This window comes from Sorangium sp. So ce385 (assembly GCF_051474135.1).
In the GTDB taxonomy this organism is placed as follows: Bacteria; Myxococcota_A; Polyangia; order Polyangiales; family Polyangiaceae; genus Sorangium; species Sorangium cellulosum_D.
Genome location: NZ_CP150337.1, coordinates 8244639 through 8266355, shown reverse-complemented (window position 1 = coordinate 8266355; position 21717 = coordinate 8244639). Strand labels below are relative to the sequence as shown.

15 protein-coding genes are annotated in these 21717 nt (G+C 71.4%); 9 read left to right on the top strand and 6 right to left on the bottom strand.

Going from position 1 to position 21717, the window contains the following annotated elements; translation table 11 throughout:
- Positions 1-295: 295 nt before the first annotated feature.
- The 7 genes from WME83_RS30085 (at position 296) to WME83_RS30055 (ending at position 10290) form a co-directional block, all read left to right on the top strand.
- Entirely contained in the window at positions 296-2731 is a 2436-nt protein-coding gene (locus WME83_RS30085) for a type VI secretion system Vgr family protein (protein WP_437313145.1), read from the top strand.
- 6 nt (positions 2732-2737) lie between these two features.
- On the top strand, positions 2738-5410 hold the full coding sequence (locus WME83_RS30080; RefSeq protein ID WP_437313144.1) for a DUF2169 family type VI secretion system accessory protein: 2673 nt from the start codon (positions 2738-2740) through the stop codon (positions 5408-5410).
- Entirely contained in the window at positions 5407-6498 is a 1092-nt protein-coding gene (locus WME83_RS30075; protein WP_437313143.1) for a pentapeptide repeat-containing protein, read from the top strand. Before WME83_RS30080 ends, WME83_RS30075 begins: the two co-directional genes overlap by 4 nt.
- Positions 6499-6595: 97 nt before the next feature.
- Positions 6596-7318 (top strand): DUF3540 domain-containing protein, encoded by a 723-nt coding sequence (locus WME83_RS30070; protein WP_437313142.1) that lies wholly within the window; start codon positions 6596-6598, stop codon positions 7316-7318.
- Positions 7319-7370: 52 nt separating this feature from the next.
- On the top strand, positions 7371-7763 hold the full coding sequence (locus tag WME83_RS30065; protein ID WP_020737870.1) for a DUF4150 domain-containing protein: 393 nt from the start codon (positions 7371-7373) through the stop codon (positions 7761-7763).
- A 14-nt stretch (positions 7764-7777) separates the two neighbouring features.
- A complete protein-coding gene (locus tag WME83_RS30060) occupies positions 7778-9433 on the top strand; it encodes a hypothetical protein (protein WP_437313141.1) in 1656 nt (551 codons plus the stop codon).
- Between the two features lie 338 nt (positions 9434-9771).
- On the top strand, positions 9772-10290 hold the full coding sequence (locus tag WME83_RS30055) for an N-acetyltransferase family protein (RefSeq protein ID WP_437313140.1): 519 nt from the start codon (positions 9772-9774) through the stop codon (positions 10288-10290).
- 182 nt (positions 10291-10472) lie between these two features.
- Here WME83_RS30055 and WME83_RS30050 read toward each other — a convergent pair whose 3' ends face one another.
- The 5 genes from WME83_RS30050 to WME83_RS30030 form a co-directional block, all read right to left on the bottom strand.
- On the bottom strand, positions 10473-11807 hold the full coding sequence (locus WME83_RS30050) for a methyltransferase domain-containing protein (protein ID WP_437313139.1): 1335 nt from the start codon (positions 11805-11807) through the stop codon (positions 10473-10475).
- 124 nt (positions 11808-11931) lie between these two features.
- Positions 11932-12429 carry an Rrf2 family transcriptional regulator gene (locus WME83_RS30045; protein WP_437313138.1) on the bottom strand — a complete coding sequence of 166 codons (498 nt, stop codon included), beginning with the start codon at positions 12427-12429 and terminating at the stop codon, positions 11932-11934.
- A gap of 295 nt (positions 12430-12724) precedes the next feature.
- Entirely contained in the window at positions 12725-13429 is a 705-nt protein-coding gene (locus WME83_RS30040; RefSeq protein ID WP_437313137.1) for a CTP synthase C-terminal region-related (seleno)protein, read from the bottom strand.
- Between the two features lie 111 nt (positions 13430-13540).
- Positions 13541-16357 carry a hypothetical protein gene (locus WME83_RS30035; RefSeq protein ID WP_437313136.1) on the bottom strand — a complete coding sequence of 939 codons (2817 nt, stop codon included), beginning with the start codon at positions 16355-16357 and terminating at the stop codon, positions 13541-13543.
- A 532-nt stretch (positions 16358-16889) separates the two neighbouring features.
- A complete protein-coding gene (locus WME83_RS30030; RefSeq protein ID WP_437313135.1) occupies positions 16890-17708 on the bottom strand; it encodes a hypothetical protein in 819 nt (272 codons plus the stop codon).
- A 649-nt stretch (positions 17709-18357) separates the two neighbouring features.
- On the opposite strand from WME83_RS30030, the gene WME83_RS30025 reads away from it, so the two are divergent.
- Positions 18358-19014 (top strand): glutathione S-transferase N-terminal domain-containing protein, encoded by a 657-nt coding sequence (locus tag WME83_RS30025; protein ID WP_437322062.1) that lies wholly within the window; start codon positions 18358-18360, stop codon positions 19012-19014.
- Between the two features lie 697 nt (positions 19015-19711).
- On the opposite strand, the gene WME83_RS30020 is transcribed toward WME83_RS30025, so the two are convergent.
- Positions 19712-20719 (bottom strand): aldo/keto reductase, encoded by a 1008-nt coding sequence (locus tag WME83_RS30020; RefSeq protein ID WP_437313134.1) that lies wholly within the window; start codon positions 20717-20719, stop codon positions 19712-19714.
- A 57-nt stretch (positions 20720-20776) separates the two neighbouring features.
- Here WME83_RS30020 and WME83_RS30015 point away from each other — a divergent pair, with 57 nt between their 5' ends.
- Positions 20777-21688, top strand: a complete 912-nt coding sequence (locus WME83_RS30015) for a LysR family transcriptional regulator (protein ID WP_437313133.1) — start codon at positions 20777-20779, stop codon at positions 21686-21688.
- Positions 21689-21717: the final 29 nt, after the last annotated feature.

Below are 21717 nucleotides of genomic sequence, written 5' to 3'. Positions count from 1 at the left end.
CGATGGCGAGCCACGACGAAGCCGCCATCGCGCGATGACGAAGCCGTGAAGAGGCCGCCATCGCACGATGACGCTGCACAAAACCGCCGCCGCGCGGCGACGCGGCACGAACCTGCGGTGCGCGCGCGTCGTCGGCGCTGCGCGATGAGGCGCCGGACACGCACACGTGCGCGCTCATCCCACCGCCACAGCCCCTGGTTCGCGGCGCCGCCCAGGAGCAGCGGAGCGTTGACGCCGCGGCGCGATGCGCCGAGATTCCGCCGTCAACACGTAGGTCTGGGACGGGAGACTCTTGATGCGCCACGACGGTTTCACGCTCTCGTGCTCGGCGCTCGCCAGCGTCGCTTTCATCGGCTTCCGGGGCACCGAGCACGTCTCGCAGCCGTACGAGTTCGAGCTCTTCTTCTCCGTCCCGGCGAACACCGACGTGCGCAAGGCGGTGGGCGAGCGGGCGACCGTGCGCGCGAACCGCGGCCAGGGGAAGGACCCGTTCGTGCTGCACGGGGTGATCGCGAGCGTGCGCCTCCTGCACCAGAACGCGGATCGGGCGCTGTACCAGGCGCTGCTCGTGCCGAAGCTCTGGCTCCTGCGCCACTTCTGGCGCAGCCACGTCTTCACGAACCAGGCCGTCAAGGAGTTCCTCTCGGCGACGCTCCAGAGCGGCGGGCTCGCGGCCAGCGAGTTCCGCTTCTCGATCGACGAGGCCGACTACCCGGTCGAGGAGTTCGTCGCGCAGTACCGCGAGACGCACCTCGCGTTCTTCCACCGGTGGCTCGAGCGCGAGGGGCTCTACTACTACTTCGAGCACCCCGAGGACGGGCCCGGCGAGGTGCTCGTCGTCGTGGACGACCGCGGGCTGCACGACGACTTCCCGGGCGGCGGCGCCGTGCGCTACGTCCCCCTCTTCGGCGACGACGTGACCGCGCCGCCGGGCCTGCACCACCTCGAGCAGGACGTGCAGTGGCTCCCGAAGACGGTCACCATCGCCGATTACAACTACTCGAACCCGTCCGCGTCGGTGCGGGGCGAGAGCAGCATCACCCAGAACGGGCTGGGCGCGATCCGCGAGTACGGCTACCGCGTCTTCATGCAGAGCGACGCCGAGCGCCTCGCGCAGGTGCGCGCGCAGTCGATCGGCTGCCGCGAGGTGACCTTGCGCGGCAGCGGCGACGTGCTCGGCCCGCGCGCCGGGTACCGGTTCTCGCTGGAGGACCAGCCGGGCGACGTCGGCGAGGAGTGGCTCGCGCTGGAGGTGCACCACACCGCGTCGATCGCCGGGATCACGCCCGAGATCGCGAAGCTCACGCGGCTCTCGGACAAGGACATCTACGGCGTGAAGCTGCTCGCGATCCCGGCCGACACGCAGTTCCGCGCGCCGCAGACGACGCCGTGGCCGCGCATCTACGGGTTCGAGAACGCCGTGGTCTGCGGCCCCGCCGACAGCCAGTACGCCCAGATCGACGCCGACGGCCGCTACCTCGTGCGCTTCGAGTTCGACACGAGCGGCCTGCCCGACGCGCGCGTCTCGACGCGGGTGCGCATGATGCAGCCCCACGGCGGGACGACCGAGGGCTTCCACTTCCCGCTGCGCAAGGGCACCGAGGTGATGATCGCCTTCCTCGGCGGCGACCCGGACCGGCCGTTCATCGCCGGCGTCGTGCCGAACGCGCACCGGCCGAGCGTCGTCGGGGAGCGCAACCTCAGCCAGAACATCATCCGGACCGGCAGCGGCAACCAGCTCGTGCTCGAGGACGAGCAGGGCAAGGAGTTCATCTTCCTCCACACGCCGAACAACCGCACCGGCATCTACATGGGCACGCCGAGCGGCGGCCACTCGTCGGTCTACACGGGCGACGGCGAGACGCAGGTCGGCACGTTCCTGTCCCCCGAGAACGCCGACCCGGCGGTCGCGGGCAGCAGCCTCGTCGACGTCACGTTCAGCTACCTCGAGACGACGTGCGGCGACGGCGGGTCCTGGATCGGCGGCGACTCCTGGGAGAACGTCGGCGGGCAGAAGTTCAGCATGGTGGTGGGCGACCTCTGGGCGGGCGTCGGCGCGACGTACACGTTCCAGGTCACCGGCGCGGCGAAGGAGACGTACTACGCGACGCGCACGACCACGATCAAGGCGGGCCGCGAGGACACCGTGGAAGCCGGCGGCATGACGCAGACGATCACCGACGGGATGACGCTGACCATCACGAGCGGCGGGATGAAGCACGACGTCCACGGCACGTACGAGCAGACGATCGAGCCGGAGGGCTCGTCGACGGTGACCGGGCCGTGGACGCACAAGGTCACGGCGCTGAGCTTCGACGACTACCAGAGCTGGAAGACCGAGGTCGCCACCACCTGGAACGGCCACTTCGGCGGGAACGTCGACCTGAAGAGCGACACGAGCTTCGTGATCAAGGCGCCGAGCGCGAAGATCACCGCCACCGACCTGAAGTGGGAGGTGCTCGGGCTGACGTTCGACCTCACGCCGAACAAGCACGAGCTCTACGTCTACAAGGGCGCGAGCGGCGTCCTCAAGACCGACCACGCCGCGCTCTACCAGACGCTGTACGGGCTCAAGCTCGAGCTCGTGGGGATCAAGCTCGACTACGTCGGGATGGATAAGAAGGCCGTCGGCCTCAAGATGAACCAGTTCGGCACCTACATGAAGCAGAAGGCGATCGGCCTGATCCTCGCCGGGGTCATCGCGTACAACGCCGGCTTCACGAAGCTCTGAGCGCGGATGCGAGTCGTCAAACCCCTCAAGGTCCCGGCGCTCACGCGCGTCGTCGAGGTCGCGCGGCGCCTCAGGTTCCACGTGGGCGCCATGGTGGCGTTCCCCCTCGACGCGCCGCGCGCGCTCGTCGACGAGATGACGTTCTGGCAGGCCGCGACCCCGGAGCTCGGGGCCCTCCCGCTCGACGACGGCATCGCGAAGGCGCGCGGCGAGCTGCTCATCGCGGGCCGGTGCTACGCCCCGGAGGGCCGCCGCGTCGCCGCGTCGTTCGTGCGCGCGCGGCTCGGCTCCGTCGACAAGCGCCTGGCCGTGCTGGGCGACCGGACCTGGAGCGGCCGCGGCTTCACGGAGCCGGAGCCGTTCGCGGAGATGCCCATCGACTGGGCGCACGCCCTCGGCGGGCCGAAGGACGCGGCGAACCCCTACGGCAAGGGGCTCGAGGAGGTCGAGCGCGGCGGGCAGCGCGTCCGGCCGCTGCCGAACGTGGAGCACTACGGCGCGCTGATCCGCTCGCCCGGCGACCGGCCGGGCCCGGCGTCCTTCCTCGCGATGGACGTGACGTTCGCCCAGCGCCGCGCCCGCGCGGGGACGTACGGCCCGGACTACGCCGAGAAGTGGGCGCCCGGCCTGCCGCCCGACGTGGATCCCGCCTTCTTCAACGTCGCGCCGAGCGATCAATGGATCGCCGAGCCGCTCCGCGGCGACGAGGCGTTCCTCGTGGAGAACATGCACCCGACGCGCCCGCGCATCGAGGGCGCGCTCCCCGGCCTCACCGCGCGCGTGCTCGTCACCCGCCGCGACGCGGGCGGGGAGGCGTTCCAGGAGCTGCCCGTCCGCTGCGACACGGTGTGGCTCTTCCCCTCCGCCAACCTCGGCGTGGTGATCTTCCACGGGTCGATCCCCGTGGCCGAGGACGACGCCGCGGACATCGTCGATCTCGTCGTCGCCTGCGAGGAGATCGGCCGCCCGCGGCCGATCGAGCACTACCGCGAGGCGCTCGCCCGGCGGATCGACAGGGACCGGGGCGCGATCGCGTCGCTCAGCGACGGCGATCTCATGCCGCCGCGCGAGTCGGGCGTCGTCGCGAACGTCGCCGGGCTCCAGATGATGCAGTGGATCAAGAGCGAGAACCTCGCCGCGCCGAACCTGCGGCGCGGCGCGGAGCGGGAGCGCGAGCGCCGCCGCGAGGAGCTCCTCGCCGACGGCATCGACCCGGCGCGCTACGGCCTCGACGGGCCGCTGCCGGAGGAGGAAGCGCCGCCGCCGGTCGACGATCTCGACGCGCTTGTCGTGTACCTGGACGCCGCGTCGCGGAAGATGGAGGAGGAGGAGGAGCGGGCCGCCCGCCTGAAGAAGGAGGCCGAGGACCGCATGAAAGCGCGGGCCGCGGACATGGGCGTGTCCGAGGAGACGCTCCGGCGCGCCGAGAACGAGGACGAGCCGCCCGGCGGCCCGCCGAAGTTCTCGGCACAGGCGCAGCTCCGGCAGTACGCCGAGCTGGCCGAGGCGGGGCGCCGCGGCGGCGTGCCCAACCTCGAGCTCGAGGCGATGCTCGCGGATCCGGCGTTCCACGAGCAGCTCTTGCGCCTGGAGCAGACGGCGCGCGAGGGCTACCGGGGCTCGGCGCACCTCCGGTCCGAGGCCCTGCCGATGACCGCCGAGGCCGCGCAGATGGCGCGCGTCGTCGTCGATGCGGCGCGCGAAGCGGGCGAGCCGCTCGACGAGCGCGACCTCACCGGCGCCGACTTCCGCGGGGTCGATCTGCGGGGGATGCGCTTCGTGCGCGCGTTCCTCGAGGGGGCCGACCTGCGCGGCTGCGACCTCTCGGGCGCGGTGCTCGAGGGCGCGGTGCTCGCGAGGGCCGACCTCACGGGCGCGAACCTCACGGGCGCGCGGCTCCGGGGCGCGAACCTGGGCAAGGCGAACCTCGAGGGCGCGGTGCTCGACGACGCCGACCTGACCGAGGCCGTCCTGATGGGCGCGAGGCTCGCCGGGGCGAGCCTGAAGCGGGCGCGGCTCGAGCGCGCCGACGTCCTCCAGGTGAGCTGGGCCGGCGTGGATCTCTCGGGCGCGGACCTCTCGCTCTGCTCGTTCGTCCAGACGAGCTTCGCCGACGCGAAGCTCACCGGGGCGAACCTCGAGCGGGCGACGCTGCTGGAGTGCTCGCTCGACGACGCGGACCTGTCGGGCGCGCGGCTGCACAAGACGTCGCTGATGAGCTGCACCGGGTCGCGGGCGCGCTTCGCGGGCGCGCGCTTCTCCGAGGGGGTCGCCGTCCACAAGAGCGGCCTGCCGGAGGCCGACTTCACGGGCGCCGTGCTCGACAAGACCTGCTTCCGGACGACGGACCTGCGCGGCGCGCGCTTCGATCGCGCCCAGATGACGATGACCGATCTCTCCGAGGCCGACGCGACGGGCGCGAGCTTCGATCGCGCGGTCATGAAGAACGCCCTGCTGATCCGGACGAACCTCGATCGCGCCTCGCTCCGCGGGTGCAACCTGACCGAGGCGATCCTCTCGAAATCGCGCCTGGCGGGGGCCGACTTCACGGGCGCGCAGCTCTGCCGGGCCGATTTCAGCCGCGCGCGCGGGGACAGCCGGACGACCTTCGCCGAGGCGAGCGTCGAGTTCGCCCGGTTCGACCGGCAGGCGGCGCCGGCTCCCGGAGGCGCGACATGAACCGCGACGAGGTGCTCGACAAGGTCCGCCACGGGGAGCCGATCCAGGCCGTGGACATCTCCGGGCTCGACCTGACGGGCGCGGATCTCTCGGGCGCGGTGTTCGACCGGGTCCGCATGCCCCGCGCGATGCGGGGCGCGCTCGTCAAGGAGTCGACGTTCACGGAGTGCGATCTGTCGGGCGTGGACGCGTCGGGCGTGGACCTGCACCTGACGACCTTCTTCCGGAGCCGCCTCGACGGGGCGACGCTCGCGGGGGCGAGGCTCGTGGGCGCGAGCTTCGTCGAGTCGACGCTCGAGGGCGCGGCGCTGACGGGCGCGGAGGCGCCCATCGCGACCTGGACGACGTGCTCGGTCGAGCGCGCCTCGTTCGAGGGGGCGAACCTCGACCGGGCGAACCTCGTCGAGGTCAAGGCCGGCGGCGCGAGCTTCTCTCGCGCGAACCTCGAGAAGGCGACGCTGTACAGGCTCGACCTGCGCACGGCGCTGCTCGACGGCGCGAACCTGACGCTCACGACGCTGGTCGAGGCCTCGCTGGGCGCGCGGGCGTTCCAGGGGGTCCGGCTGTTCCGCACGCAGTTCATGCGCGGCAGCGTCGCGGGCTCCAGCTTCGCGGGCTGCGACGCGACGCAGTGCAACTTCACCGGCGTCGACGTGTCGGGCTGCGACTTCAGCGACGCGGTCCTGACGCAGGCGCTCTTCGGCGAGGCGAAGGCGGCGCAGGCGCGGTTCCCGCGGGCGCGGCTGAAGAACACGATCTTCGAGCGGGCCGCGCTCGCGGAGGCCGATTTCTCGGGCGCGGAGCTCGTCGAGGCGTACCTCGCGTTCGCCTCGTGCCCCGGCGCGCGCTTCGTCGGCGCGAAGCTCGCGTACGCGGACCTCTCGCACTGCGATCTGTCGGGCGCCGACTTCACGCAGGCGGCGATGTTCCGCGCGAAGCTGCACCGCGCCCGCCGCGACGGCGCGCGGCTGCCGGCCGGGGCAGGGTGGCTGGGCGACGACGAGAAGCTCGCCGCGCTCGAGGACTGGAAGCCGAAGCGCGGCGGTGAGCGAGGCGAGCGCGGCGAGCGAGACGCAGAGCGCCCGTGAGACGCGAGATGCCGTTGATTCCCCTCGAAAATTGCCAGAAACTGGCGCGGCGGCCTGCACGTCCCGAACGGGCGGAGCCGGGCCGAGGAGACCCGAAATGCAGAGCACGGCGGCCCGCGAGCCCCTGACGGTGGCACACGACGACAGCGCGCAGGACGACCTCCTCGCCGCGGTGGATTTGCCGCCGCCGGTCGAGGCGGCGCCGCGGCGCGCGCCGTCGCTCGAGACGGGCGTCGTCCGGGGCACGGCGTCGGGGCTCCTGGTCGAGCTCGGCGGCGGCCCGGTGATCGCGCGGCGCGCGAAGAGCTGCCTCGTGGCGCCGGACGCGGGCGATCGGGTGCTCTGCGCGAAGGACGGGGATCAGGTGTTCGTCCTCGCGGTGCTTGAGGGCGAGGCCGGCGCGACGACGCGGGTGGTCGCGGAGGGCGACCTGAAGGTGCAGGCGACGGGGCGCCTCGGGCTCGGCGCGGGGGACCAGATCGAGATCGCCGCCGCCCGGGAGGTGGGGCTGTTCGCGGGCAAGCTCCAGGTCCGCGCGCAGGCGGCTGCCGCCGCGATCGAGGAGCTCGGGCTGGTGGGCGGGTCGCTCGAGGCGCACCTGCAGAAGGCGGTCGTCGTGGCCGAGCGCATGGAGGCGCGCGCGGGCCGCCTCGTGCAGCGGGCGAAGCAGGCGTTCCGCTTCGTCGAGGCGCTCGAGCAGGTGCGCGCGGGGGTCTTCGACCTGCGCGCGGAGGGGCTCGCGGCCGTCCGCGGGGAGAACACGATCGTCGCCGCGCGGACGCTCGCGAAGCTCGACGGCGAGCAGGTGAAGATCGGCTGAGCGCCCGCGCCGCGGGGCGCCGCGGACGCCGGCAAGGACGAGGGGTGAAGCGATGCTCGCGAAGACGACCGCAGGGGGGATGTGCTTGGCGTTCCCCGACGTGTGTTTGACCCCGACGCCGGCCCCGGTGCCGATCCCGTACCCGAACATCTCGCTGCACCCGATGAGCGTGCTGTTCGTGCCGAACGTGCTGGTCACGTGCGCGCCGGCGCACAACATGCTGACCGTCGCGCCGCTCACGATGGGGGACAACCCGGGCGTCGCGCTCGGCGTCGCGTCCGGGATGGTGATGGGCCCGTCGCGCAACATCACCGCGGCCTTCACGGTGATCGTCGGCTGCGCGCCGATGACGCGCCTGACGAGCCTCTCGCTGCAGAACAGCACGAACACGGTGGGCATGGCGATCGTGCCGAGCGTCACCACGGTGGTCGTGCTCTCCCCGTGAGCGGCGCGCGCCCCTTGCCAGCGATGGATGCGACCTCGTCCGAGAGGCCCCCGCTCGCCGAGGCGCTGGCGAAGCTCGACGCGGCGATGCGCCCGCAGCGGGGCAGCAGCGCGGATCCGGAGCGGCGCCGCGTGGCGGCCCGGCTCGCGGACCTGGCGCGCTGCGAGGACGACGAGCTCGCGGCGTTCTCGAGCCGGCACCTGCCCGGCCGCGCGGTGGACGAGCCGGCGCTGCGCGCCGCGCGCGAGATGATCCTGGCGATCGGCCGGGTCCTCGGCCCGGACGGCGGGAGCCCCGAGGCGATGGGCGCGCTTCAGGACGCGCGCCGCGCGCTCGACGAGCGGCTGGCCGAGGCGAAGCGGGCCGCGGCGCAGCGCGAGGCCGAGGCCGCCGCTGCCACGACGGGCGCGCCGGCGCTGGTCGAGGCGTCGGGGCCGCGCTCGTGGTCGGGCGGGGGATTGCCCTTCGTGGCGGCGTCTGCGCCGGTGGCGGCGCCCGCGCCGATGAGCCTGGCTGCGCTGGCCGCGGTGCCTGCGCCAGCGCCGGTGGCGGTGCCAGCGCCGGTGGCGGTGCCAGCGCCGGTGGCGGCGGCAGCGCCGGTGGCGGCGGCAGCGCCGGTGGCGGCGGCAGCGCCGGTGGCGATGCCGGCGCCGGTGGCGATGCCGGCGCCGGTGGCGATGCCGGCGCCGGTGGCGGTGCCAGCGCCGGTGGCGGCGCGCGAGGCGGAGGATGCTGCTGCCGTGACGAGCGCGCCGGCGCTGGTCGAGGCGTCGGGGCCGCGCTCGCTGCGGGGCGGGGGATTGCCCTTCGCGCCCGCGCCCGCGCCCGCGGCCGTGCCTGTGCCCGCGGCCGTGCCCGCGCCCGCGCCCGCGCCCGCGCCCGCGCCCGCGCCCGCGGCCATGCCTGAGCCCGCGGCCGTGCCCGTGCCCGAACCCGTCGCGGCGTCGGTCCCCCGGACGGAGCCGCCGTCTTCCAGGACAGAGCCGCCGTCTTCCCGGGTAGAGCCGCCGCCTTCCAGGACGGAGCCGCCGTCCTCTCGGGTGGAGCCGCCGGCGGGGAGCGACCAGCGCAGGCCCTTCAGCAAGACGCTCCCCGACGCGGAAAGGTTCGTCGGCTCGGCGCTTCCCTTCATCCAGGTGGCCTCCGAGGAGCGCCCGCGGCCGTCCGTCGCGCGCTTCGACGCGGCCCTCCCTTTCCAGCCCGTCGCGAGCGACGGGCCACCGTCGCGCGAGCTTTCCCCGGCGGCGGCGCACCACGGCCCCGCGGCGTCGTCGACCCATCACGACCGCCCCCCCGTCGCGGCCGGCCCGAGCGCCCCGCCGGCCTCGGCGCCGAGCATCCCGCCCGCCGCCACGCCGGGCGCCCACCCGCCCCCCGCGCAGAGCGTCCCGCCGCCGTCCGCGCCGGCCCCCGCGAGCGCCGGCGATCCGCTCAGCATGCGCTCGCCGCCGCCGCTCACGCTCAACCAGTACGCCGGCCTCGTCGTCGCGTGCGAGCTGTACCCCGCCTACGTCGAGAGCACGCACGCGCGGTACGGCGTCCCGACCCCCGCCGCGCGCGCCGCGCTCGACGCCTTCTGGTCAGCCCGCCTCGCCGCCGATCCCGCGCTCGCCCAGCGCTGGCCGGAGCTCTGCGAGGCGGCGCGCAGGTACTTCCTGCAATCGCGCTGAGCGCCTGCGCCGCCGCGCGGCGTCTCGCGAGGGATCGGCGTGATTCGTCGTGTGCACACATCGCCATGTGTTTCCTCGCGTGGGCGCATCGCCATGCGTGGAAGGCGCAAGAAAGGAATGACGTGCGCAAGACGAAATCTGAAAATGTTTCGCGCCACGATGACGCCAGGAAGAGATAGCCTCTCTTCCCTTCTTGCGCCATTGCGCCTTTTCGTTATCTCTCTTGCCCTTCGTGCCGTGTCGAAGGAAGGGCAACGAGGGCCGCGGCGTGCTGCGAGCGGACGACCTCCCCACGTGACTGCGTTCGCAACCGCCCCGTCGCGTGATAAGAGAACGTCATGGGGTTCGATGCGCCTTTGATCCGAGAAGCACGGCCCGAGGACGCGCCGCTGCTCGCGGCAGCCGAGCGCGCGATCGCGAGCGTTCCGGGGAAGCTCGCCTCGAGGCCCGACGAAATCGTCGACGACGACCTTCGAAAGAAGATCGTCGACCTCGACGATCGGCGCGGCGGCATCTATCTCGTCGCCGAACACGCGGGCACGGTCGTCGGGCATGCGTTCTTGGAGCCGCTCTCACTTGCCGCGACGTCGCACGTCGTCAGGCTGATGATCGCCGTTCACGAAGGCCATCAACGCCAAGGCGTCGGCAGAGCCCTCATGAACGCGCTCTTGCGCTGGGCGCGGTCGAACCCGCGCGTTGAAAAAGTCGAGCTTCAGGTGCGCTCGTCGAACGAGCCCGCGATCGCGCTCTATCGATCACTCGGATTCGTCGAAGAGGGGCGTAAGACGAGGCGGCTGAAGATCGGTCCGAACGAGTACATCGACGACGTTTACATGGCTCTGTGGGTCGGTCTGTAAAGCGCGAGCCTTGCGCGCTCTCTAGACATAGGTGCTGGCGAGTCGGTCGGCGGGAAGGCTCGTCCGATGAAAGCGCAGCTCGTCCTCCCCGTCACGTTGCGGTCGAGAGAGGGCAGCCGAAAAAGTGGAAGGCACGCCCGCGCGATCCGAGCCGGCCCGGATCCTTCCGCGCGAGTCCGTGCTCATTGGCGACGCCCCTCCAGGGCTGCCTTGATGCCAGCGTGAAAGGCAGGGGACGCAGGGTTTTCTTCGAAGTTGACGATTCTCAAGGTGGTGTTCCTCGCGATTGCGGTCCGCACCGCCTCCGCGCCAACGTCCCCAATGGCGTTGTTGCGCAGCCGGAGAATCTTGAGCGAGGCGTTGTTGCGAAGAGCGTCGCCGACGCTCGCTGCGCCGATGTCGCAAATCTGGTTGTGGTTGAGGCTGAGCGCGATCACCGAGCTGTTGGATGCGAGCGCCTCGCCGATAGCCACGGCGCCAACGTCGCCGATCTGGTTGCGCCCGAGCCCCAGCTCGACCAATGAAGTGGACGTTCGGAGCGCCTCTCCGATCGCCTTCGCCCCAGCATCGCCCACTCGGTTTTCGTTGAGACACAGCGTCGCGAGAGAAGCGTTCTTTTTCAGGACATCTCCCATGGCCTCGCCGCCGACGTCCCCTATCTCGTTGTTGAACAGCCACAGCTCCTTGAGCGCGGTGTTGGCGAGAAGAGCGTCTCCGATGGCCTTGCAGCCAAGGTCTGTGATTTGGCAGCCGCCCATCCTCAGGATAGTGGTCTTGCTCGTCTCGAGCGCCTTCGCGATAGCCTCCACCTGGGTTTGCCGAAGCGCGCCGTCGACCGTGACCTCAACCTGTCCGGCGTGGAGCCGCCTCACGGCTTCATCTGCGCCGACGATCACGGCGTCCCTCCTGCAGACTACATTGATAAATGGGAGAGTCGCGCCACTGCCCGCAGGCTCGTCGATGTCGGAGAACTCGACGAGCCCGTACGGACCGAACTCCCGCTTCACCGACTCGGCGTCGTAGAAGTACATCGGAAGACCGGGCAGGCGCTCGTACCAGTCGTCGCCGAGCCGGAGCCCAAGTCCGTACATTGGCGCCTTCTTTGAGATGATCGTGAAGATCATGTGCCCACCGGGCGCCAGCTGGCGGTAGCAGTCTCGAATGAGCTTCTCGCGACCGCGGGCATCCAGGAGATAGACAAGCCCGTAGCAAAAGATGCCGTCGTATTGCCGGCGGTCGAAGGGCATGTCGGTGACCGATCCGTGGACGATGGGGATCTCGAGACCGAGTCGCGAGCGGGCAAGCTCGATCGCCGTCGCAGAGACCTCGATCCCCGCCACTGACATCCCGCGCTCGAGAAACGGCTTCGCGTTCCTGCCGTAGCCGATGCCGGGTATCAGGACGCTCTTGACACCGGCTCGAGCGAACGTGTCGCGCGCGAGAGAAGCAGACGTCGTCGGCTCCAGCCCCCACATCAGCTGCTTCTCGGCGAACGCGGTTTCCCAGAATTCGGTCATGATGGTTTTGCTCCTGCTCGTTGTGACCTACTCATGGACCTTGGGGCGCCTCCACGACGTGCCTCTTCTCGACGTGCGCGCTCGTTCAGGGAGCGCACCCTGTCCGGCTCGAGGTCCGTCGCGATCACCTCGCCCTCGCTTTCCCTCGTTGTCGTGGTGGCTCGTGCCGGTCGCGTCTGTCACTGGGAGGCGCGGGGCGAGCAGCCACCCGAGTCCGCACGTCCTCGCCCAGGGCCGCGAGCGTCACCTCGCCGAGGCGCGACAGAAGCAGCGACTCCGCAGCCTCGAACGACTTGCTAAGAGCCGCGTTGACCGCCTCTTCGACGGCGCAGCCGGGCGTCTCCGTCCGGTTCCCAATGGCAAGCAGCGAGGGCGAGCCGAGCGCAGTGTAGATGTCGCGCAGGGTCACCTTCGCGAGATCGCACGCCAGGGACCATCCCCCCCCATGTCCCTTCTCCGACCGGACGTATCCGTGCTCCCGGAGACCGGCCATGACTCGCCGGATCACCACGGGATTGGTGTCCATGGCTTTCGCCATCTGCTCGGACGTCAAGGGCCCCTCGTGCTGGGCCATGTGCAGCAGGACGTGAAGCACCCCGGAGAGTCGGCTGTCTCGTCTCACGTAACTTATGATGTTACATTATCGGGGGGTTGTCAAGGAGCACGGCCGCGGAAGCTCGGCCGTCGACCCGCGCCCAGGCGCTTCGGTGGCCTTTTCGAAGGGAAGCGCTCGCGGCGAGCTTGGCGGCCCCCCGCCGCCGCGGGCGGAGATCGCGGCGGCGGCCTGCGTCGACGAGAGCACGGTCAGCGGCTACCTGGCGCGCGCGGAGCGGGCGGGGCTGACGACTGTTTCGGGCGGCCACTCGTCATCGACCAGTTTTTCTGGCGGGATTGCTGACCCGGTGGCCTCGCGGCGTTCACCCGGCGCGGCCCGAGCACGCCCGGATGAGCGCGGCCACGAGCGGCGGCACCTGACCGGCGAGCGCGGCGCGCTCCGGCTGGAACAGCGTGGCGACGAAGAACGGATGCCCGTCCAGCTCCACGGCGCGCACGTCGCCGGCGTCGTCCTCCGCGCTGACGCGCAGCGGGCCCGAGACCAGCGCGGCCTGGAACTCCGGGTTCAGGCCGTAACGGCAGCGGTATCCCTCCGTGGCCTCGGCGCGGCCGTACGCCTGCGCGATGCGGGTGCCGGCGCGGAAACGAACCGTCCCGGCGGCCTCGACGAGCGCGCATGAAAGCGGCGCGATCACCGCGCGCCCCGCCTCCGGCGCCGTCTCCGCGTGCTCGGCGTCCGACCAGCCCAGCACGTGGCGCGCGTATTCGACGATCGCGTGCTGGAAGCCGCCGCAGGTGCCGAGGAACGGGCGCCGCTCCTCGCGGGCGAAGCGGATCGCCCGCAGCGCGCCGTCCATGCTCCGGTACGGGCTCGCCGGCACGCACCAGAGGGCGTCGTAGCGCGCCACCCGCGAGGCGTCGGTCACCTCCTCGGTCGGGACCCACGCGAACGCGAGCGGCGCCGCCAGCGCCTCCCCCGCGAGCCGCAGCGCCACCGGGATGGCCCGGTGGGCCGTCACCGTGTCGTCGCGATCACCGACGAGCCCCACCTGGATTGTCGACGTCATGCGCACGCACTCTAGCGTGCTTGGCGCTGCCCAAGAACTCGAGCGCTCCTCGCTACCGCCGATTTTGTGCGCCGGGTCGCGGCGGTCGCGTTCAGGGGGAGGCGCGCCGCCTCAGGGCGTGCTCTGGGGATCGGCCGGATCGCTGCCCGCCGAGGTCTCGTCGCCGTCGAGGTGCCCGTCGAGATCGCGGTCGACCCCCATGCGCTCGCCGGATCCCGGCGGCGCGCAGGTGTAGGTCAGCGCGCTGCCCGGCAGGGCGACCAGCAAGCGCAGCAGCGCGTCCGGCACGGCGCCGAGCGATTGCCGGTCGGCCGCGAACTGGCCGCCGCCGAGGTAGAGGAACCCGAACTCCTGGTGCGCGATCCGGCCCTTCGCGATGAGATCGCATTCGCCGGCGTCGGCGCGCTCGATGAGGAGATCGATGCGCCCCTCGACCGCGCCGTAGGTGCTCGCCGTGAGCGTCGTCTGCTGCCCGACGATCGGCGCGAGGTTCGAGTCGAAGGCCAGCATGAACTGCTCGATATCCCGCTTGAGCTGGGCGTTCTCGGGGGTCACCGGGAGGCCGACGGGGTTGCCCTCGAACTGGTCGAACCCGCTGTTGAAGCGGAACAGGTCCGGGAAGGCGCCGTCGTGGTTGAAGCCGAAGCCGCGCACCTGATCGCCGAGGAACGGATCGGGGCCGTGCGAGAGGGTGGTGAAGGCCGCGCCGAACATCCCCACCTTCTGGTACTGGTTGCGGAGGTGCGGGACCTTGAAGAACTGGGGATCCGGTGAGACCGCCGCGCGGCCGTCGGTCCCGAAGAAGCCGGCGAAGGCGCCCTCCGACGGGTTTCCGCCGGGGTCGAGCCGGTGGCAGCTCTCGCACGAGCCCGTCGGCGCGACGACGGTGTTCATGAAGGCGTCGCGCCCGGTCTGCTGAGCGGGGGTGAGCGAGTTGTCGAGGTTGCGGATCGGGTTGGGCGGGTAGGTGACCTGGAGGATGAAGTCGGTGAACGCCTGCATCTCCGGGTCGCCGAGCTCCGCGTGCCGCCCGAGCAGATCCATGAACGCCGGGTTGAACTTCTTGAACGCGGCCTCCTCGTCGAAGCCGCCCTCGTCCGGCTGCGACGTGGGCTCGGCGTTGCCCGCGGTGCGGTCGCCGCGCCAGTGCATGGGGCCGTGGTTGTCCATGCCGCGCAGGCTCTGCGTCACCATCGGCCCCTTCATCGGGTGGAAATCGGGGTCCTCGCCGAAGAACCCGTCGTCGCCGAACCCGGCGCCGGGGATGGGCGGGACGACCAGCGTCGGGTTGTTGACCACCGAGCCGTCCGGGTTGCCGAGGTCCCAGGCGAGGCTGTCGAAATCGCCGAAGACATGGCAGCTCCCGCAGGACGAGTCCCCGTGGCTCGAGCTCATCCGGGCGTCGTAGAGGAACGGCCGCCCCGCGACGACGCTCGGCGGCTCGGGGTTGTAGAGGGGCAGGTGCGCGATCTCCTCGCGCGCGGCGGTGTCGATCACGGAGATCGCGTTGTCGAAGCGGGTCATCACGTACATGCGCCCCCGGGCCTCGTCGAGCGCCATCCCGGTCGGCCCGCCGCCGGTGAGCGGGATCTGGGCGTCCGTGCTCGGCGTGAAGGTGTCGCCCTCGAGCGCGGCGGTGTCGTAGACGCCGAGCTTCGAGGAGCCGAACGCGGCGACGTACAGCGTCTTGCCGTTGCCGCTCACCGCCATGCCGAGCGGCTGCGCCAGGCTCTTCTCGTTCTCGTCGTTCGGGAGCGGGGCGCAGCAAGCGTCGTAGTCGATGTGCTTGTTGAGGTGCCGCGGGGCGACGCCGGCGGAGCTCAGCACCGTGATCCGGCTCTCGTGCAGGTGGCCGCGCAGGCTGCTGCCGGCGAAGATGCCCGGCCCCTCGAAGCGGAGGTCGTTGCGCGCCTCGGTGTTGCTGACATACACCTTCCCGCTCACCGGGTTCACGGCCATGTTGAAGAGGATGGTGCCGACGCCGGTGTAGAAGCCGCCCGAGCCAGGGAGCTGCGCCGGCGGATTGGCCTTGGCGTCGATGACGAACACGTCCTTGTCCGGCAGCGACAGCCGCAGCTTGTCGTCCCAGGGGCGGTTCAGCTCATCGACCCAGTGCTCGCCGTCGAACTTGACGATGAGGCCCACCTCGGGCCTCGGGACCCCCTCGAAGTTCGTCGTGGGGCCGGGCAGCCCGCCGGCCTCCTCGCCCCCGTCGGGGACGAGGGAGTCGTGGACGATGGTGGTGCGGTTGCCCGAGTGGAACGCGGCCGCGTAGACGCGGGATCCGTCGGGCGTCGCCGCCAGCGCGCGGGGCGTGTCGCCGAACAGGGTGACGATGGTGAGCGGGTCGCCGCCGAGCGAGGCGCCGAGGCTCCCGGCGTCGAAGACCCACACGTCGGCGCGGCCGACCCCGGGCGTGGTGAGCTGCGGATCATGAGGGATGTTCTGCCCCCGGTGGGCCGTGGTGATGAAGGCGCGCCGCTTGTTCCGCCCGGCGAAGACGATATCGCGCGGCTCGTCGCCCACGAGCAGGGTGCGCACGACGGCGCCGCGGTACCCGGCCGGGCCGAGGCGGACCACGCTCACGCTGTCGGACAGGTGGTTGACGACCCAGACCTCCTCGTCGCTGCGCGCCGCGACCGCGACCGGCTCGAGCCCGACGGGGATCGAGGCGCGGTGGGCCAGGCCGCCCCCGTTGACGGCGAAGACCTCCAGGCGGTTGTCCGGAGTGTTGACGGCGAAGAGCAGCTTGCCGTTCGGCGAGAGCGCGAGCGGACGGACCTGCCCGCTCTCGAACAGCCGGTAGGACGGAGCGGCGATGGCCTCCGGGCCCGAAGACACGCCGGCGAACAGCGTCGCGGCGAAGGCAGCCCTGGAGAGGGCACGGCAAAAGCCGCGCCTCGGGAGCCCGATGCTCCTTGCGTTCATGGATCCTCCTTGATTGGGGGGGTCGTGCTCGTGCGCCTAAGATGCAAGCGAAGGAGAGATGCTCAGCTTCGGATGCTACAGAACACGTGGCGACTGACAACTGCAAAGTAGGTGAAGAGCACGGATCGCTACGCCTTACCGCGGAGGCGGACGACGTCCCCGCTGGTTCGTCTTCGCGGCTCGCGGCTCGCGGCTCGCGGCTCGCGGCTCGCTGCGTCGCGGCATCGCGGCGTCGCGGCGCTGCGGGGGAGCGCCCGTGTGCGGCGTCGCCGGCAGAGGGCTCCGTCCGTCTCCATCTCCGCGGCGGCGTCTCCGACCGCGGCAGCGCACATGGGCCCTGGCCGTGGCTTCGCCGCGCGCGCGTCCGTCGGCGGTGAGGCGCGCGGCCGGGGGCGCGGCGGAAATCGGCTCGATCGGCCGACCGTCATCGTTGGACGGGGCGATCTGGGGAAGGCGGGAAGGGCGTTCTCGGTCGATGCGCGCGCCGCCGGCGGGGGGGGGGCGGCGCGAGGTCCGCGGGGGCGGACGATGCTCAGCGGTCGGGGGCGCCGGCGCAGATCCAGTCGTTGATCGTCTTGATCTCGGCGTCGGGCAGCGGCGTGCCCAGGGGCATCCTGAACTCGTCAGGGTTGCACAGGCCGACCCCTGTCAGCTTGTTCATGAGATAGCTGCTGCTCGGCATGAACGGCACGACGAGCGCCTTTTCGCTGGAGCACGAGCCGGCGTCCCGATTGACCGTCGCGGAGACCGCCGTGGCCGTGCGCAGATCGAGCCCGCCGGCCGGTGTGCTGGCGTTGCCGTGGCAGTACTGGTTCGAGCAGCTCCGCTCCAGGATGGGCGCCACATCGGCGAAGGCCGCGGTATCCGGGCCGCAGGCGGGATCCAGCGGAGGCGCGCCGCCGGCGCCCGCGGTGGTGGCGCCGCCGCCCGCGCCGCCGACGCCCGCGGTGGTGGTGCTGCTGCCGCCCTCGCCGCCCGAGCCCGCGGTGGTGGTGCTGCCGCCCTCGCCGCCGGAGCCCGCGGTGGTGGTGGTGCTGCCGCCCTCGCCGCCCGAGCCGGCGGTGGTGGCGTCGCCGCCCGCGCCGCCGGTGGTGGAGCCACCGCCCGCGCCGCCGACGCCCGCGGTGGTGACGTCGCCGCCCGCGCCGCCGGAGCCCGCGGTGGCGCTGCCGCCGCCCTGGCTCGAGCTGCTGGCGCTGTCGGCCGTGCTGGCGTCGTCGCCGTCGTCCGAGCCGCCGCCGCCGCCGATGCCCCAATCCTCTGGATCGATGTTGATGCCGTTGCAGGCCGTCGCCGAGAGGCCGATGGCCAGGCACAAGACCAGTCGAAGCGGAGTGTTATAGTAAAGCAAGGTAACCTCTTCATGGCGATGGTCGCGCGACGTTCGCCGCTCGACCGATTCATGAAAAGATTAGAAAGCACGCGAGCGCGCGCGACGCAATGCGCGATGCTCGATGAGGGGATCGTTTATCCGACGACAATACTGCAATGCAATCGCGGCGCTGGACCTCGATGGTTGTCGCGAGCTCCTGTCGTTGTGCGCACACAGGGGGTGTTGTCGTTTATCTGGAGAGCTTTCCGCAGGAAGATGAGGTGTTGGAAATATCTATCGAGTTGCGCTGCGCGTCCCGGATTCATGTGCTGTCGACGGGCGGAGCTCGCATGCGGGGATGGGACAGCCGGCCGGGACGCCGGAAAAATCTTCTGCTCCCCTGGCGTTCTTGGCGCCTTGGCGGTTTTTTTCCGGAGGGCCGCTCTCCGGCGATGTTCAGGGCCGCCCCTGTCGCACGCGCCTCGTTCGCCCCTGGTCGAAAACGACCGATCCCGAACCGTGAGCGATTCTCGATACAGCGTTGCTTTCTCGCGAGATCGGATTGAGTGGAGATCCTCTGTCCGACCGACGTGTGCAGCGTGGCTGTACGACGGGATGGACCTGCCGCCCCTGCCGCCGCAGCGACCGCGCGGCGGTCTGGCCCTCGCGGCGGCGCTCGTGGTACGTCGTGCGGGTGACCGAGCCCACACCCGATCCTGGCAGCATCCCCACGCTCGTCGGCCGTTCGAGCTCCCATTTCACGCGCGTCACGCGCCTCTTCGCCGCGGAGCTCGGGGTCGCCTACGCCTTCGAGGTCGTCCCCGATCTGCGCTCCGTGGACGCCGCGGACTACGCGGGCAACCCGGCGCTGCGCATGCCGATCCTGCGGACGGGGTCGACCACGTGGCTCGGCTCGCTCAACATCTGCCGCGAGCTCGCCCGCCGCGCGCCCGCGCAGCGGCGCGTGGTCTGGCCCGAGCACCTCACCGAGGCGCTGACCGCGAACGCGCAGGAGCTCGTCGTGCAGGCGATGGCGACCGAGGTCACGCTGATCATGGGCCAGCTCGCGGGGACGCCGAAGGAGGACGCGCAGCTCGTGAAGCTGCAGAAGAGCCTGCTCAACATGCTCGCCTGGCTCGACGACAACATCGAGGCGGTGCGCGCCGGGCTGCCCCGGGATCGCGACCTCAGCTACCTGGAGGCCTGCGCGTTCTGCCTCGTCACGCACCTCGAGTTCCGGAAGATGCTGCCCACGAGCGGCTATCGCGCCCTGTCGGCCTTCTGCGACGACTTCGGCCAGCGCGCGTCGGCGCAGGCGACCGCGTACCGCTTCGACGCGCCCTGAGCCCGCCCGGCGGCGCCGGGCGGCGGTCGCCACCAGGGGGCGCCCCGTGAGAAGCCGGCGGGGATGCCGACGGGGCTGCACGCGCCGCTACCGACCAGCGGCTTCCGGATCTGCCCCGAAGTCAGGTCGACCAGCCCGTCCGGCTCGATGACGAGCACCGCGTACGTGTCACGGGCGTGCCATGCGAACGTCATCGCCGACGGGCAGGATGCGCTCGTTCCGTATGAGCAAGATGACGCTGTATACGAGCGACGAAACGCACCAGCCCGAGGGTGAGCTCTGCTGGACGCCGCTCGTCGAGTACGATCCGCGAGATCGGGACAGCGTGCGCAGGGCGCGAGAAGCGGTGAGGGACCAGTTTTCGCTCACATACCTGCCGGTCCTGTGCAGCGAGCCAGAGCCGAGCTGGCTGGAGATCCTGCTCGGAGCCATCCAATCGAGGTTCCCCGCGCAGCGACGGAGGCGCGTGCCGTCTCGTGCTTGGTGACGCCCAGCGCCTGCGTTTCGATGGAGAGCTCGCCGCGAGCCTCTTCAACGGATAAAACCTCCACCCGGCCGTCCATGAGCCCGCCGGGCGGCGCCGGGCGCCGCCCCGCGCCGCGCGACCCGCCGCTCCTGCAAGAGTGACGCTGTATCGACAGCTCATCCATGCATCGGAGGGGCCGTGTTCACGCCACAGCCCGCGGGCGCCCCTCGATCACTTCTCGCTGTCGAGCATCGCCATCATGGGCGTGGGATAGCGGGTGCCGGCGATCTCCTCCGCGGGGACGGCGGCCTCGATCTCGGCGACGTCGGAGGGCGAGAGCGCGATCTCGAGGCCGGCGAGGGCATCCTCGAGCTGCTTGCGCGTGCGCGCGCCCATCGTCGGGATGATCGTGACGCCCTGCGCGGCCCCCTTGGCGCGGACCCAGGCGACCGCGAGCTGCGCGGGGGTGACGCCGCGCCTCTCGGCGAGGCGGACGAAGGCGTCGACGAGCGCCTGGTTCTTCCGGCCGTTCTCGCCCGAGAAGCGCGGCAAGTGCGCCCGCATGTCGCCCGCGCCGGCCGGCTTGCTCCCGGTCAGCAGGCCGCGCGAGAGCACGCCGTACGCGGTGACCGCGATGCCGAGCTCGGCGAGCGCGGGGAAGATCGTCGCCTCGGGGCCGCGGCTCACGATCGCATACTCGATCTGGAGGTCCACGATCGGGTGCACCTTCGCGGCGCGGCGGATCGTCTCCACACCCACCTCGGAGAGGGCGATGTGGCGGACATAGCCCGCCTTCACCATGTCGGCGATGGCGCCGATCGTGTCCTCGATGGGCACCGCCGGGTCCAGGCGCGAGGGCCGGTAGATGTCGATGTAGTCGACGCCGAGGCGCGACAGGCTATGGGCGAGGAAGCTCTTCGTCGCGACGGGACGGGTGTCGAAGCCGAGGAAGGCGCCGTCGGGCCCGCGCAGGCCGCCGTACTTCACGCTGAGCACGACCTTGTCGCGCCGGTCCTTGATCGCCCGGCCGACGAGCATCTCGTTCTTGCCCATGCCGTAGAAGTCGCCGGTGTCGAGGAGGTTCACGCCCCGATCGAGCGCCGCGTGGATCGTCGCGATGCTCTCCGCCTCGTCGCTCGCGCCGTACGGGCTGCCGCCGGCCATGCTCATGCAGCCGAGGGCGAGGGGGAAGACGGAGGGGCCAGTTTTGCCGAGCTTGGTGGTGTTCGTCGTCGTCATGCAGTTACCCTAGGCGCTCGCCTTTCATTGCTCCAATGAATAGTATGTATTCCCGACATGCCTGATGTTTATGGAAAGAACCTCGATCTGAACCTGCTCCGCGTCTTCGCCGTCGTCGCCGAGGCGGGCAGCGTCACGGAGGCGGCGAGCCGGCTGTACCTGACGCAGCCGGCGGTGAGCGCCGCGCTCCGGCGCCTGACCGCGACGGTCGGCGCGCCGCTCTTCGTGCGGAGCGGGCGCGGGCTCGCGCTGACGGGCCGCGGCGAACGGCTGCGCGCGGCGCTGAAGCCGCACCTCGGCGCCCTGATCGAGGCCGCGCTCTCGCCGCCGAGCTTCGACCCGAAGACGTGCGAGCGCACCCTCCGCCTCGGGCTCTCCGACACGGCCGAGGTGTGGCTGCTCCCGCCGCTCTTGCGCGCGCTCGAGCGCGAGGCGCCGCGCATGCGCGTCGTCGCCGTGCCCGTGCAGTTCCGCACCGTGGGCGCGGCGCTCGCGGGCGGCGTCGACGCGGCGATCACGGTCGCCGACGATCTGCCCTCGAACGTCCGCCGGAAGCGGCTCTTGAAGACCGGCTTCACCTGCCTCTACGACCCGCGCCACGCGCGCCTGCGCAAGCTGACCGAGGCCGAGTACTTCGCGCACGAACACGTCATCGTCTCCTACAACGGGGACCTGCGCGGCTTCGTGGAGGACGCGTTCGGCAAGACGCGGAGGATCCGGTGCTCCGTCGCGACCTTCTCCAACCTGGGCGCGCTGATCGACGGCACCGCGATGCTGGCGACCGTGCCCGAGATCGTCGCCGCCGACATCCGCGCCGTCAGGCCGCACCTCCGGACCAAGCCCCTGCCGTTCGAGATCCCGCCCGGGTACATGGAGCTGCTCTGGCCCGCCGCCACGGACGACGACGATGCGTGCAGGTTCGCGCGGGAGAAGATCGTCCAGATCGCGCGGCCGCTGAGCAGGGGCTGACCGCCTCGCCGGCCCTCCCGGCACCGGGC

Excerpts from the sequence above, each read along its gene's own strand:
- WME83_RS30015 (WP_437313133.1), top strand. The coding sequence starts at position 20,777 with ATGCCTGATGTTTATGGAAAGAACCTCGATCTGAACCTGCTCCGCGTC.
- WME83_RS30020 (WP_437313134.1), bottom strand. The coding sequence starts at position 20,719 with ATGACGACGACGAACACCACCAAGCTCGGCAAAACTGGCCCCTCCGTC.
- WME83_RS30080 (WP_437313144.1), top strand. The coding sequence starts at position 2,738 with ATGCGAGTCGTCAAACCCCTCAAGGTCCCGGCGCTCACGCGCGTCGTC.
- WME83_RS30065 (WP_020737870.1), top strand. The coding sequence starts at position 7,371 with ATGCTCGCGAAGACGACCGCAGGGGGGATGTGCTTGGCGTTCCCCGAC.
- WME83_RS30075 (WP_437313143.1), top strand. The coding sequence starts at position 5,407 with ATGAACCGCGACGAGGTGCTCGACAAGGTCCGCCACGGGGAGCCGATC.
- WME83_RS30050 (WP_437313139.1), bottom strand. The coding sequence starts at position 11,807 with ATGACCGAATTCTGGGAAACCGCGTTCGCCGAGAAGCAGCTGATGTGG.
- WME83_RS30070 (WP_437313142.1), top strand. The coding sequence starts at position 6,596 with ATGCAGAGCACGGCGGCCCGCGAGCCCCTGACGGTGGCACACGACGAC.
- WME83_RS30085 (WP_437313145.1), top strand. The coding sequence starts at position 296 with ATGCGCCACGACGGTTTCACGCTCTCGTGCTCGGCGCTCGCCAGCGTC.
- WME83_RS30040 (WP_437313137.1), bottom strand. The coding sequence starts at position 13,429 with ATGACGTCGACAATCCAGGTGGGGCTCGTCGGTGATCGCGACGACACG.
- WME83_RS30035 (WP_437313136.1), bottom strand. The coding sequence starts at position 16,357 with ATGAACGCAAGGAGCATCGGGCTCCCGAGGCGCGGCTTTTGCCGTGCC.
- WME83_RS30055 (WP_437313140.1), top strand. The coding sequence starts at position 9,772 with ATGGGGTTCGATGCGCCTTTGATCCGAGAAGCACGGCCCGAGGACGCG.